Annotated in this window: 15 protein-coding genes; all 15 read right to left on the bottom strand. The window is 41.2% G+C overall.

Going from position 1 to position 13,778, the window contains the following annotated elements; all coding sequences use genetic code 11:
- Nucleotides 1-6: 6 nt before the first annotated feature.
- Nucleotides 7-2,169, bottom strand: a complete 2,163-nt coding sequence (locus ACFQZJ_RS04535) for a xanthine dehydrogenase family protein molybdopterin-binding subunit (RefSeq protein ID WP_379932622.1) — start codon at nt 2,167-2,169, stop codon at nt 7-9.
- A gap of 2 nt (nt 2,170-2,171) precedes the next feature.
- Nucleotides 2,172-2,663 (bottom strand): (2Fe-2S)-binding protein, encoded by a 492-nt coding sequence (locus ACFQZJ_RS04530; protein WP_379932621.1) that lies wholly within the window; start codon nt 2,661-2,663, stop codon nt 2,172-2,174.
- A 33-nt stretch (nt 2,664-2,696) separates the two neighbouring features.
- Nucleotides 2,697-3,626: a citrulline utilization hydrolase CtlX gene (gene ctlX, locus ACFQZJ_RS04525; RefSeq protein ID WP_379932619.1), complete on the bottom strand. Its 930-nt coding sequence runs from the start codon at nt 3,624-3,626 to the stop codon at nt 2,697-2,699.
- Between the two features lie 12 nt (nt 3,627-3,638).
- Nucleotides 3,639-4,550, bottom strand: a complete 912-nt coding sequence (locus ACFQZJ_RS04520) for a dimethylarginine dimethylaminohydrolase family protein (RefSeq protein ID WP_379932618.1) — start codon at nt 4,548-4,550, stop codon at nt 3,639-3,641.
- Nucleotides 4,551-4,639: 89 nt separating this feature from the next.
- Nucleotides 4,640-5,926, bottom strand: a complete 1,287-nt coding sequence (locus ACFQZJ_RS04515; RefSeq protein ID WP_379932616.1) for a citrate synthase — start codon at nt 5,924-5,926, stop codon at nt 4,640-4,642.
- Between the two features lie 122 nt (nt 5,927-6,048).
- Entirely contained in the window at nt 6,049-7,584 is a 1,536-nt protein-coding gene (locus ACFQZJ_RS04510; RefSeq protein ID WP_379932614.1) for a glycogen synthase, read from the bottom strand.
- Between the two features lie 121 nt (nt 7,585-7,705).
- Nucleotides 7,706-8,998, bottom strand: coding sequence for a phosphopyruvate hydratase (gene eno, locus ACFQZJ_RS04505; RefSeq protein WP_379932612.1), 1,293 nt, complete (start codon nt 8,996-8,998; stop codon nt 7,706-7,708).
- Between the two features lie 103 nt (nt 8,999-9,101).
- Nucleotides 9,102-10,229, bottom strand: a complete 1,128-nt coding sequence (gene carA / locus ACFQZJ_RS04500) for a glutamine-hydrolyzing carbamoyl-phosphate synthase small subunit (protein WP_379932610.1) — start codon at nt 10,227-10,229, stop codon at nt 9,102-9,104.
- Nucleotides 10,230-10,325: 96 nt separating this feature from the next.
- Nucleotides 10,326-10,892, bottom strand: coding sequence for a 50S ribosomal protein L17 (rplQ, locus tag ACFQZJ_RS04495; protein ID WP_379932608.1), 567 nt, complete (start codon nt 10,890-10,892; stop codon nt 10,326-10,328).
- Nucleotides 10,893-10,953: 61 nt separating this feature from the next.
- Complete coding sequence (locus ACFQZJ_RS04490; protein ID WP_379932607.1) at nt 10,954-11,946, bottom strand: DNA-directed RNA polymerase subunit alpha; 993 nt, start codon at nt 11,944-11,946, stop codon at nt 10,954-10,956.
- Nucleotides 11,947-11,963: 17 nt separating this feature from the next.
- The gene (gene rpsD, locus ACFQZJ_RS04485) at nt 11,964-12,569 is read right to left on the bottom strand and encodes a 30S ribosomal protein S4 (protein WP_379932605.1); all 606 of its coding nucleotides are present in this window, start codon (nt 12,567-12,569) and stop codon (nt 11,964-11,966) included.
- Between the two features lie 86 nt (nt 12,570-12,655).
- Entirely contained in the window at nt 12,656-13,048 is a 393-nt protein-coding gene (gene rpsK, locus ACFQZJ_RS04480) for a 30S ribosomal protein S11 (protein WP_379932604.1), read from the bottom strand.
- Nucleotides 13,049-13,057: 9 nt separating this feature from the next.
- The gene (gene rpsM, locus ACFQZJ_RS04475) at nt 13,058-13,432 is read right to left on the bottom strand and encodes a 30S ribosomal protein S13 (RefSeq protein WP_379932603.1); all 375 of its coding nucleotides are present in this window, start codon (nt 13,430-13,432) and stop codon (nt 13,058-13,060) included.
- Between the two features lie 2 nt (nt 13,433-13,434).
- Nucleotides 13,435-13,551 (bottom strand): type B 50S ribosomal protein L36, encoded by a 117-nt coding sequence (gene ykgO / locus ACFQZJ_RS04470; RefSeq protein ID WP_076732133.1) that lies wholly within the window; start codon nt 13,549-13,551, stop codon nt 13,435-13,437.
- An 8-nt stretch (nt 13,552-13,559) separates the two neighbouring features.
- Entirely contained in the window at nt 13,560-13,775 is a 216-nt protein-coding gene (infA, locus tag ACFQZJ_RS04465) for a translation initiation factor IF-1 (protein WP_027078368.1), read from the bottom strand.
- Nucleotides 13,776-13,778: the final 3 nt, after the last annotated feature.

The following is a 13,778-nucleotide window of genomic DNA, read 5'->3' as shown; positions in this document are numbered from 1 at the left end:
TTATACTCATGTCAATTGGAAGGGCATTTCCCTTAGTCGTTCTCCTGTAAGCCTAAACACGGCATTTGCAATAGCGGCACCTATAGGGCCAAGCGGCGGTTCACCAACGGCACCCGGTGTATCCGAACCTTGGAGCAATACCACATCGATCTCTTTGGGGGCATGTTTCATCAAGGCCATTTGGTACGGCCCGTAGTTCGTTGGCGTAAGTTCTCCATTTTCTACCTCCATCTTCTCGAACATGGCCGCACTCATTCCCATGATTATTGCTCCCTCACATTGGGCTCGTACCTGATCAGGGTTTACGGCAAGTCCAGGGTCCATCGCACAGGTAACCTTATGCACTTTTATCTCCTTGTTTTCTACGGAAACGGCCACAACTTGGGCACAAGGCGTATTGGCATCGGTTGAAACGGCAAGCCCCATAGCTCTTCCATTAATGATGGTATCGGTATAGCCTGCTTTTTCTACTACTGCTTTTATGACGGACTTTAAGCGTTTGCCCCTATCGTCATCCTGAATTTGGGACAATCTGAATTCAGCCGGATTTTTACCTGCGGTTACCGCGAGTTCATCCATAAAACTTTCGATCGCAAAGGTATTGGCCAAAAGACCTAAACTTCGCCACCAACTGGTAGCGAAAGGCAATTTCACCCGCCAGGAAACCGCTTGGTAATTAGGAATAGCCCCATACTGAATCATTCCCCCACGCCATGCACCTAAATCGGCACCCAAAACGGGTTCCAATATACCAGGTAGCATGGGAGAACCAAAGGCAACATCGCCGCTGGATACATTATGCTCCAAGGCTTCGATCATGCCGTCTGCATTCAATTTTCCTTTTAGCACATGGTGTGTGGGCGGGCGAAAGGTATCGTTCTGAAATTCTTCCTTTCTAGTAAAAAAGCATTTTACCGGCTTGCCTACTGCTTTTGACAACAGTGCCGCCTGAATGGCGTTGGGCGTATGCAATCTCCTTCCAAATCCGCCGCCTAAAAATGTAGGGATAATATTTACTTGTTCGGGTTCAAAACCTAGTCGCTCCGCAATTTCGTTACGAGTGAGGTTTATCACCTGTGTAGATAACATCACCAGAGCCTTATCCTCGGTTACATAGGCAAGGGAACCATTGGGCTCCAATTGGGCATGCGCGCCGATCGGACTCCAGTACTCGGATATAATAGTGGTATCATCTTCGCTCAAAACACCATCGGAATTCCCTTCTTTCTGTATTACAAAAGGCGTTCCCTTTCCTACGGTTACCATAGCTCTGATATCGGATGTCTGAATATCGCCTTGCGTTTCCCACTGAACCTCGATTGCCTCTTTGGCATTCTCGGCCTCTATTAACGACTTCGCCACAACACCTACAAAGTCGGTTTCTTTGACCACTTTGACCACACCAGGCATTCCTTCCGCTTTGGACGTATCCGCTCCCAGATAGGTCGACCCAATTCTTGAAGGTCGTACTACGGCACCATAAAGCATATCGGGCATGGTGGCATCCATGCCAAAAATAGGCGCCCCAAATACCTTATCTTCTAGATCTACCCTTGCAATGGGCTTTCCTATAAACTTGTAGTCGGCAATAGGTTTTAACTCCGGAGTATCCGGAATTACCCATTCCGAGACACCTTCCATTGCTTGGGCATACGTCATTCTTCTTTCCCCGTTCAAAATAACCCCATCCACTACGCTGAGGGTAGCGACATCGACCTGCAGTTTTTTAGCCGCTTCCAACTTTATCATTTCCCTCAATGTTGCTGCGAGTTCTCGTAACGGCATCCATAGTGCAGAGATCGAGGTACTGCCGCCTGTAGCAAAACCATCCATATTTCCAGAGGCAGAATTGGCATGCACCACACTGATTTGGCTCATGGAAACCTCCAATTCATCCGCGGCCATTTGTGCAAGACCTGTAAAAGTTCCTTGTCCCATTTCTACCTTGGGGCTGTGCAGAACCACGGTATTATCTTGGGTAATTTCAAACCAAACAATGGGCGTACCAGTATTGCCTTGATAGGGCGCATCCGCCGTATTTATGGCACCAGCTATTTTTCTGCGGATCGGATTTCTGAACAAGTAGGTGCCCACGGCAAGTACCCCTAGAGTTCCCAAACCACCTCTTACCAAAAATTTTCGCCTGGATACTTTTTTCCTTTCTGCCATACTTACGGATTTTCAGATTCGGTTACTTCTTTCGCAGTATTCAATGCGGCAGCTTTATGAATGGCTTTTCGCATACGGTAATAGGTGGCGCAACGGCATACATTGGTAATAGCGGAATCTATATCCTCATCGGTAGGTTGCGGAATCTTGTCCAATAGTGCAGCAGTTGCCATCATAAATCCGGGTTGGCAGTAACCACATTGGGGGACGATTTCTTCGATCCAAGCCTGCTGCACCGGATGCGGATTTTCCTTGGAACCCAGTCCCTCTATGGTCGTAATTTGTTTTCCTTGGGCCAATTTAACCGGGTACGAGCAGGAGCGCACCGCTTCCCCATCTACATGTAAGGTACAGGCGCCACAGGCCGCTTTTCCACAGCCGAACTTCGTCCCTTTTAACTCCAACATATCCCTAATAACCCAGAGCAAAGGCGTGTTTACGTCTTTAATGGTTAGCGTTCGGGGATTTCCGTTTACGTTAATGGTAATGTCCATATTTCCTATAGTTATTTGAATGGATAAAAAACCTTAAGCCTTGGGCAAAAACACCTCTGCCATCATACATCTTGCACTGCCACCACCGCAGGTCTCTATGGTCTCCAAAGAACTATGAATGATATCGCAGTGGCTTTCTATTGCTTTTATTTGAGCTGAATTTAAGGAATGGTAAGCAGCAGAACTCATGACCATAAAGCGTTTGTCGTCTGCTCCTATAACCTGTAACATATTGCCCGCAAAATGATGCATCTGTTGTTCCGATATGGCAATAATTTCCTTGCCGTCCTCTTTTAAATGTCGTACAACTTGCTTTCGCTCCTTTTTGTTGTCAATGGTATCAAGGCAAATTACCACAAAAGTTTCTGCCATGGCCATCATTACATTGGTATGATAAATGGGCAGCCGTTTGCCATCAACGGTCTGATTTGCCGTAAAAATGACCGGAAAGCATTCAAAATCCTCACAATATTCTATGAACAGTTCTTCATCGGCTCTTTCGGAAAGGGCACAATACGCCTTTTGGTTTACCCTATCCTTTAGAATACTACCTGTCCCTTCTAGATAAACACCGGCTTCCTCGGCCGATGTATAATCTACAATGTCCTTTATTACAAATCCTTTATCCTCTAAGATATCAAAAATATCGGCCCTTCTTTCCTTACGGCGGTTTTCGGCGAACATGGGATATACGACCACTGTACCCGATTTATGAAAAGAGACCCAATTATTTGGAAAAATAGAGTCCGGTGTGTCATTTTCCTTTTTATCGTCAACTACGATAACGTTAACCCCGTTCTGCCTTAGAATAGCTACAAAATCATCGAACTCTTTTTGTGCCCTCTCATTTATCGTTTGGCTCTTAATGGCCAAATCTTCCTGAAAATAGTTATTTACCGCAGTTTGTTCGTTCATGCGAAAGGCAACCGGGCGTATCATCAAAATTGTGTTGGTTATCTGCATAATATATGTTGATTATTCCCTGATCAAGGGCAATGTACTACATCTTAAAAGTCCTTCCTGTTTGGCTATTTCCGCATAGGGTATTTCCTCAACGGTAAACCCCTGATCTCTTAACCAGCTATTAAGTCGGGTAAAGTTCTTTTCGGAAACCACCACGTCCGGGGAAATGGAAAATACATTGCTGAACATGTGGTACATTTCATCTGCCGTGATTTCGAAAATGTTTTCAGGGCCAAAAAATTCTACTAACCATTCATATTCATCTTCTACCAAAAATCCGTTTTTATGAAGTATGGCTTTCCCTTTTCCTAAAGGTTGAAAACAACAATCCAAGTGCAGCGCATTTTCCCGGGCGTTTTTGGATTTTCTAAGCTCAAATGATTTAATGTTTTTGTTCGGAAATTGCCTGCTGATCCAATCTACTGCCTTTTTATTGGTTCTTGCAGTGATATGTTCCGCGTAATCCGCTGCCGAATAGGTGCCTATAAAAATATAGTCGTTCCAAGGCATTACATCTCCGCCCTCTACATGAACTTCTTCCGGTGGATGTAGTATATGCTTTTCATCGATCTTGTCCAAAACATGTAAAATTGCTTCCACCTCCTGTTCCCTATCCGGAAGAATATTCGCAATTATCAGTTTATTCTCTATTACAAAGGCAATGTCCCTAGAAAAAATCTGGTTACAATTCTCTAAAACTTCGGGCCTAAATACGGTAACACCGTATTTACGAAATACCGCTGCGAACGCTTCCATTTCTCTTATCATATCCGCTTCTAAGGGATAGGTACCGGCAAGAATATGTTCCAACGACTTTGGATCGTAGGCATCCTCTGGAGCAGGAGTTGGGCCACAGCTTTTGGCCGTGCCCAAAACAACTGCTTTCAAGGGAGCTATTTCATCTTTAATGTTCAGTTTAAGCATAACTATATCTAAGTTTACATCAGGTTTTTAACCAAAAAAAAGCTCCTTTACACTAAAAGAGCTTTTTTGTTTTTTTATAAGGTAGCAATCTACCTTTTGTCCAGTTTAACAAATGGTCTATGGGTTTCTCCAACATATATTTGTCTTGGTCTGCCAATAGGTTCTCCGTTCAAACGCATTTCTCTCCACTGGGCAATCCAGCCGGGCAATCTTCCTAAAGCGAACATCACCGTGAACATCTCCGTTGGAATACCTAAGGCTCTATAAATTATCCCGGAGTAGAAATCCACATTAGGATATAATTTACGATCTACAAAATAAGGATCTTCCAAGGCTTCTTTCGCCAGCCCTTTTGCTATTTCCAAAATAGGATCGTCTATTCCCAAATCTGCCAGCACTTCTTCCGCGGCTACTTTTATAATTTTCGCGCGTGGATCAAAATTCTTGTATACTCTATGTCCAAAGCCCATTAACCTAAAGGGATCGTTCTTATCCTTGGCCTTGGCCATATACTTTTTAGTATCGCCACCATCTTGCTGAATCGCTTCCAACATTTCTAGAACAGCCTGGTTTGCACCACCATGCAACGGACCCCACAAGGCGGAAATTCCTGCTGATAGTGAGGCGAAAAGTCCAGCATGGGAAGAACCAACGATACGTACGGTAGATGTAGAACAATTCTGCTCATGGTCCGCATGGAGAATCAACAGTTTATCCAGCGCATCGATAACAATCTTATTTCTTTTATATTCTTGAGAAGGTTTTTTGAACATCATTTTATGGATATTCTCCACATATCCAAGGGAATCATCACCATAATCCAATGGCAAGCCCTTTTTCTTTCTAAGTGTCCAAGCGACCAACACGGGAAACTTAGCTAAAATACGTACTATGGCCCCGTACATCTCATCTTTAGAGGTAACGTTTACAGAAATTGGGTTAAAAGCTATAAGTGCACTAGTTAAGGAAGACAGCACGCCCATTGGATGTGCCGATTTTGGAAAAGCGTCCAAAATCTTTTTCATTTCTTCGTCTACATGGGACTCGTTTTTTATATCAACATGAAAAGCCTCCAATTGTTCCTTATTCGGTAGCTCACCAAAAATCAATAAGTAGGCAACCTCTAGAAAATCTGCCTTCTCGGCCAATTCCTCTATAGAATAACCACGATATCTTAAAATACCTTTTTCCCCATCCAAAAAGGTGATTTCACTTTTACATGAACCGGTATTCTTATAACCCGGGTCTATCGTAATGATACCTTTTGTGGTGGATCGTAATGATTTAATATCTATAGCGAGCTCATCTTCCGTTCCTTTAATTACAGGAAACTCAAACCTCTTACCATTATACTCTAAAGTAGCTTTATCTGACATTCTTGTTTATATTATATGAAACAGTAAATTTACATAAAAGCACTCATTTTAACAATTAAGTAAATCGCTTTAGATCATAATTAACACGGCCTATAAAGCGGTTAAAAACTCCGGAAAAGACTTTACAGTAAATAAAGTGACCTGTAGTATTCATCCAAGGATTTTTCCCATGTAAACCTTGCCTTTTTAGCGTTTGCTTTTATCTTTTTCCATTTCGGTTGGTCGTGCTCCCAAATCGTTAAGGCTTCGTCAAAACTGCGAACCATGTTGTCTATTTTTTCATCATAGGTGTCCCCATCAAAAACAAATCCTGTTTTCATGTGATGCACGGTATCTTTTAAGCCTCCGGTGTGGTGCACCAGACATGGGTTCCCATTGCGCATGGCCAACATTTGACTTATGCCGCAAGGTTCAAATAAGCTAGGCATAAAATAAAGATCTGTTTCAAGATATATGGAATCAATCAAATCCTCGGACTGCCCGTTGGTAAAAATAAAATTTTTGTATTTGTAGCTCATCTTCCGAAAATGCTCTTCATAATCCGGATCACCTGTACCCAGTAACATAAAAATTCCGCCAATAGACTCCAACCTAGTAAGCATTAGTTCCAAAGCTTCTGGAGAACGTTTAAAAAAATAAAATTTTTGTTCGGTTAATCTAGCGACACTAGAAACAATAAACTTTGGTCTATTGCCAACATATTCCATTACTTTTTCACCTGTATGCGCCAAGAAATCGGCCTTGTACTTTTTAGATTCGTCTTGTAGCCATCTAAATAGAGCTTTGACTGTATTTCTGTATAGGAACCCTTTTTCCGCCTTTCTAATATTACCGTAATTAGAGGCGTTCAAAATTCCAAAAAGTCGGCCTTCATTATCCGCCTTTTGCAGATCTACTTCCAGACTTTCCCCTCCTATAAACTCGGGTTTTCTGCTGGGCAACAATACATCTTCCTTATAGGAAGGCGAAACGGTATGTACGGCATCCGCAAGTCGAATACCCACGGCCATAAGATTGATACAATCTTGGTAACGAGGATCCATTAGAGCCTTGTGGTCTAGATTTATTTCTGGAAACCAATTATGTACGGATGCATAATTATCATAAAATGGTCGAATACCCTGTATGGCCAGATTATGGATGCTGTACACATAGCGCATCTTTTTTAATTCGGTATAGTTTGGATGGTAGGTTTTCAAAAACAATATAGCACTGGAGTGCCAATCGTGCATGTGAACTATATCCAAGGGACCAAAAGCCTCTATTTTGATAGCCTGGGCCACGGCAGTATTAAAGATCATAAACTTTATGAAATCATTAAAAAAAGGCTCTGTTGGATCATCATGATAAATATGAGCTATACCTCCCTCCGTTATTTCCGGATGATGTATAGCGTAATGTGTAATATTGGGAAGTATCTTTTTTGGTACGACCTCATACAACTCGGCCTCATAGCTTTGTCCCCTAAGTTGAAATTCTAAACTAGCCTTAAAAACACCGTTCTTATGAAGTCTGGAATAGGACGGAACAACTACATGAACTTTATCACCTCGTTTCGATATTTCTCTTGGAACGTCTCTAACCACATCTCCCATACCTCCTGCTTTACAATTTGGAATAGCATCATTCTCGGCGGCAACAAAAAGAAAATTATTCATATCAAAGGAGTAGGTGATGATTCATTTTATATCTGAAAAAGATAGGTATCTTTTTTGGATTAAACCAAAAAAAAAGCCCTTCCGATAAAGAAAGGCTCTTAAATAACTACAAGTACGTAAATCAGTTGATCTTAAACGCTTTTTCCTGAGGGTAATAAGCCATACTTCCTAATTCTTCCTCAATTCTTAGCAACTGATTATATTTCGCCATACGATCCGATCTAGATGCCGAACCGGTTTTTATTTGTCCTGTATTCAATGCCACGGCCAGATCTGCAATGGTGTTATCTTCCGTTTCACCGGAACGATGGGACATTACCGAAGTATATCCTGCATTTTTTGCCATATTAACCGCCGCAATGGTTTCGGTAAGCGTTCCTATTTGGTTAACCTTGATCAATATAGAATTCGCAATTCCTTTTTCGATACCGGTAGACAATCTTTCTACATTGGTAACGAAGAGGTCATCTCCTACCAATTGTACTTTATCCCCAATTTTATCCGTCAAGGATTTCCAACCGTCCCAATCATTTTCATCCATGCCGTCCTCTATAGAGAGAATAGGGTATTTTGCGGAAAGATCGGCCAAATACTGCGCCTGCTCCTCCGATGTGCGAATAATTCCTTTGTCGCCTTCAAATTTCGTGTAATCATATTTACCATCAACAAAGAACTCTGCCGCGGCACAATCCAGAGCGATCATAACATCATCACCCAACTTATAACCTGCTTTTTCTACCGCTATAGCTATGGTATCCAAGGCATCTTCCGTACCACCAGCTAAATTTGGGGCAAAACCTCCCTCATCGCCTACCGCCGTGCTCAAACCCCTATCATGCAAGACCTTTTTTAGGTTGTGGAAAATCTCGGTTCCCATTTGCATGGCATGAGAAAAACTTTTCGCCTTCACCGGCATAACCATAAACTCCTGAAAAGCAATAGGTGCATCTGAATGCGAACCACCGTTTATAATGTTCATCATTGGGACCGGAAGCGTATTGGCGCTAACCCCTCCAACGTACCTAAACAAGGATAATCCCAGTTCGTTTGCGGCAGCTTTGGCAGCAGCCAATGAAACACCTAGGATAGCATTAGCCCCAAGTTTTGATTTGTTGGGCGTACCGTCCAAATCTATCATGGTTTGATCTAACAAATTCTGCTCAAAAACAGACATTCCCAAAATTTCTTCGGCGATTATGGTATTTACGTTAGAAACCGCCTTGGTAACGGCCTTGCCCATATAGGAACTACCGCCATCCCGAAGTTCAACAGCTTCGTGCTCACCGGTAGAAGCTCCAGAAGGAACAGCCGCTCTTCCCATTACACCATTTTCCGTAATTACATCTACCTCTACGGTAGGATTACCTCTAGAATCTAAAATCTGTCTCGCGTGAACACTTAATATAATACTCATTCTATGCTTTATTTTGTGATTATTATTGCGGGATAAAGGTACAAAACCCATGTTCCCATAGGAATGCTATCCCATCAAATATTTACTGTAATCCAATGATTTTTTAAACTTTTACCGTCTCTTTTGTGTTTTTCTGTATCAAACCAAAAAAATCGTCAAACAGATAATCCGCATCATGCGGCCCGGGACTTGCCTCCGGGTGATATTGTACAGAGAATACATCCCTATCCTTCATTTTAATACCGGCGACCGTATGATCGTTCAAATGCACATGCGTAATTTCCAAAAGGGCATTTGCCTCTGTTTCTTCCCTATTGATAGCAAAGCCATGATTTTGTGAGGTAATTTCGCCCTTACCGGTGACTTTATTCAATACAGGGTGATTAATTCCTCTGTGACCATTATGCATTTTATAGGTAGACACCCCGTTTGCAAGTGCAATTACCTGATGCCCTAAACATATACCGAATAACGGCTTGCCCGAAGCTATCATTCCCTTTGCCGCAGCAATAGCGTCCGTTAAAGGTTCTGGGTCACCGGGTCCGTTTGAGATAAAATAAGCATCAGGGTTCCAAGCGGACATTTCCTCAAAACTTGCATTGTACGGAAACACCTTAATATAGGCGTCTCTTTTAGCAAGATTTCTAAGTATATTTTTTTTGATTCCAATATCTAGTGCCGCTATTTTATACGTAGCATTTTCCTTTCCATAATAATAAGCTTCTTCTGTAGAGACCTTCGAGGCAAGTTCCAAACCTTCCATGCTTGGCACTTCTTTTAATTTTTTCTTCAGGCCTTCAATATTGTTGACATCAGTAGAAACAACAGCGTTCATTGCGCCGTTATCCCTTATATAACTGACCAACGCCCGGGTATCCACGTCAGAAATGGCAAACAACTTATTTTTCTCCAAAAATTCCTCTAAACTTAAATCGGCCAAAGGCCTTGAGTAATCATAACTAAAGTTCTTACATATTAACCCAGCTATCTTTACGGTTTCCGATTCGGATTCATGGATACTAGTGCCATAGTTTCCAATATGTGCATTGGTCGTGACCATTAATTGACCAAAATACGATGGGTCCGTGAAAATCTCTTGATACCCTGTCATACCGGTATTAAAACAAACCTCACCAAAGGCCGTACCCTCTTTATCCCCAACTGCCTTTCCATGAAAAATAGTTCCATCGGCTAACAATATCAGTGCTTTCTTCTTGGATTGATACTTCATACTGTATTTTACTAGATTAAAATTTAACAAAAAAACATAAAAAAAGGATAAGCATTGCTGCTTATCCTTTTAAAATTATCACTATTTATCGACATCCTATTTTTCAGAGTCATCGTTTTTAACTGTGTCATCCGTTTTGTCTTCTGTCTCTGCCTGCGCATCAACATTGGTAACAACTTCTGCTTCTTCGATTACCTCCGCAGGAGCGGTCTCGGTTTTAGACCCAGAACCTCTTCTACTTCTTCTTGTAGACTTCTTGGCAGGTTTACCAGCATTATAAATTTCATTGAAATCTACCAACTCTATCATTGCCATGTCTGCGTTATCCCCCAAACGTGAGCCTAACTTTATAATTCTTGTATACCCACCCGGTCTGTCCGCTACTTTTTCGGAAACCACACCGAACAATTCGGTTACAGCATGTTTGTCTCTTAAATTTTTGAAAACAACACGTCTATTATGTGTTCCTTTTTCAGCAGACTTATTATTATCAGCTTTAGATTTTGTAATCAAAGGCTCTATAAACTGTTTTAAGGCTTTGGCCTTGGCAACCGTGGTGTTTATTCTTTTATGTTCTATTAAGGAACAGGCCATGTTCGCTAACATTGCATGCCTATGCGCCTTTTTTCTGCCTAAATGATTTACTTTTTTACCGTGTCTCATGTTTTTATTTTATCATCTTGCTACCATATCCACCAACTGGCGGAGAGCAAAATATGATTATTTAATCCTTATCCAATTTATATTTTGACAAATCCATTCCAAAGCTAAGACCTTTGTTAATTACAAGCTCTTCCAACTCGGTCAAAGATTTCTTGCCAAAGTTTCTAAACTTCATCAAATCGTTTTTGTTAAAAGAAACCAAATCCCCAAGCGTATCGACCTCGGCCGCCTTTAAACAATTTAGTGCACGCACGGACAAGTCCATATCTACAAGTTTTGTTTTTAACAATTGTCGCATGTGCAGGGACTCCTCGTCATAGGTCTCCGTTTGTGCTATCTCATCGGCCTCTAAGGTTATACGTTCATCCGAAAACAACATAAAGTGATGTATCAAAACTTTGGCAGCTTCGGTAAGCGCATCTTTAGGGTGAATAGACCCATCTGACACAATTTCGAAAACTAGTTTCTCATAATCCGTCTTTTGTTCTACACGGAAATTCTCAATACTATACTTTACATTTTTTATTGGTGTAAAAATAGAATCGATAGCTATGGTACCAATCGGCGTGCCGGATTTTTTATTTTCCTCGGCTGGGACGTAGCCCCTTCCTTTCTCAATAGTAATCTCCATATTGATATTCACGTTGGAATCCATATTACAGATAACCAAATCGGAATTCAGTACTTGATAACCGGATATAAATTTCTGAAAATCACCTGCTGTTAACTGATCTTTACCGCTAACGGATATAGAAACTATCTCCGCTTCCGAATCCTCTATCTGCTTCTTAAAACGAACTTGTTTTAAATTTAAGATAATCTCGGTTACATCTTCAACAACTCCTGGGATTACGGAGAACTCGTGTTCTACCTTGTCGATCCTAACGGACGTAATGGCATGCCCCTCTAAGGAGGAAAGCAATACCCTTCTTAATGCATTCCCAACAGTTAATCCATAACCGGGTTCCAAAGGACGAAATTCAAACTTCCCTTCGAAATCCGAAGAATCGATCATTATTACTTTATCGGGCTTCTGAAAATTAAATAATGCCATAATTTGATCAGTGTTGTTTATTTAGAGTATAACTCGACGATTAGTTGTTCCTTGATATTTTCAGGAATCTGAATTCTTTCTGGAACGGCAACAAAATTACCCTGCATTGTGGCAGAGTTCCATGTCATCCATTCGTAGACCGAACTGTTCGCAGCTAAGGAATCCTGAATACTTTGTAAAGATTTTGACTTTTCACGAACACCGACTACATCACCGGGCTTTAGACTGTAGGAAGGTATATTGACCAACTCACCGTTTACGGTTATATGCCTGTGTGAAACTAACTGTCTTGCTCCGCTTCTCGTAGGTGATATACCCAAACGGTACACCACGTTATCTAACCGTGATTCACATAACTGAAGCAATACTTCACCGGTAACACCTTTGCTTCGGTTGGCTTTTGCAAAAAGATTTCTAAATTGTTTTTCCAATATGCCGTAGGAATACTTAGCTTTTTGCTTTTCCATTAGCTGAACGGAATACTCGGATTTCTTTCCTCTACGCCTTGCATTTCCATGCTGTCCTGGAGGGTAATTCTTTTTTTCAAAAGATTTATCGTCTCCGAATATCGCTTCTCCGAATTTACGGGCGATTTTTGATTTTGGTCCTGTATATCTTGCCATCTTCTTAAATTATGAAAGTGAGATTATGAATTAAGGCTTATCCTTCGATAATCGTAACTACACCTTCTATGAAATATATAAATTAATTAAACTCTTCTTCTTTTTGGTGGCCTACAACCATTGTGTGGCATAGGCGTAACATCGATGATTTCCGTTACCTCGATACCGGAATTGTGTAACGAACGAATGGCGGATTCCCTTCCATTCCCAGGTCCCTTAACATAAACCTTAACCTTTCTAAGCCCGGCCTCATGAGCAACCTTAGAACAATCTTCGGCCGCTACCTGGGCAGCATAAGGAGTATTCTTTTTAGAACCTCTAAATCCAAGCTTACCAGCAGAGGACCATGAAATAACATCTCCTTTTTTATTCGTCAACGAGATTATGATATTGTTAAATGAAGCGCTTATGTGAGCTTCACCAACAGAATCTACTATCACCTTACGTTTCTTGGTTGCCTTAGTATTTGACTTTGCCATACCTATCTATTATTTAGTAGCTTTCTTCTTGTTCGCCACTGTTTTACGCTTTCCTTTTCTGGTCCTAGAGTTATTTTTTGTACGCTGACCTCTTAACGGCAATCCTGATCTATGACGAATACCTCTATAACATCCAATATCCATTAATCGCTTAATGTTCAATTGCGTTTCCGAACGAAGCTCACCTTCAATTGTAAACGACGAAACAGCCTCCCTGATTCTACCAATTTCATCATCGTTCCAGTCGGAAACCTTAGTATCCTCACTTACCTGTGCTTTTTCTAAAATCTCTTTAGACCTACTTCTTCCGATTCCAAAAATATAAGTCAAGGCTATCACGCCTCTTTTTTGTTTTGGTATATCTATACCCGCGATTCTTGCCATAACTACCCTTGTCTTTGTTTAAATCTAGGATTCTTTTTGTTGATTACGTACAACCTCCCTTTTCTGCGAACAATCTTACAGTCCACACTTCTTTTCTTAACTGATGCTCTTACTTTCATCTTGTATCTTAATATCTATAAGTAATTCTTGCTTTTGTAAGGTCATAAGGGCTCATCTCCAACTTCACCTTATCCCCCGGTAACAACTTAATATAATGCATGCGCATCTTACCTGATATGTGCGCCGTTACCACATGACCATTTTCTAATTCTACCCGAAACATTGCATTTGACAATGCCTCAATAATAGCTCCATCTTGTTCTATTGCTGCCTGTTTAGCCATAAA

Origin of the sequence: Maribacter chungangensis (genome assembly GCF_042676845.1) — a bacterium.
Classification (GTDB): domain Bacteria; phylum Bacteroidota; class Bacteroidia; order Flavobacteriales; family Flavobacteriaceae; genus Maribacter; species Maribacter chungangensis.
This window is presented reverse-complemented; position numbering and strand designations above follow the sequence as displayed.